The sequence below is a fragment of the Clostridium sediminicola genome (assembly GCF_050402865.1).
In the GTDB taxonomy this organism is placed as follows: Bacteria; Bacillota; Clostridia; order Clostridiales; family Clostridiaceae; genus Clostridium_AF; species Clostridium_AF sediminicola.
Window position 1 is genome coordinate 1 of sequence record NZ_BAABMF010000106.1, and the last position, 255, is coordinate 255.

Annotated in this window: 1 pseudogene; it reads left to right on the forward strand. The window is 46.7% G+C overall.

Annotated features, from left to right (window positions below):
- A pseudogene (locus tag ACQ3F0_RS26960) lies at nucleotides 1-255 on the forward strand (2-hydroxyacyl-CoA dehydratase family protein); the annotation flags it as partial.

Below are 255 nucleotides of genomic sequence, written 5' to 3' on the forward strand. Positions count from 1 at the left end.
GCTTTGGCTATCAGAATGGTATTCTTTTTGAGGACGTCCATGACAAGGAAGATATGCTGATTACTATGGCAAAGAAGGCCAAGGCCAGTCCTATGATTCACGGTGCTTCCGGCCCTGCTGAACACTACGTTAACCTTGTGGAGGACATCATGGAGAGTTACCATGTGAACGTGTCCATGTTTATCGGTCATGTGGGGTGTAAGCATACCTTTGCTGCGGCTAAGATGGTTACAGATATGATTCAGGAGAAGTTCG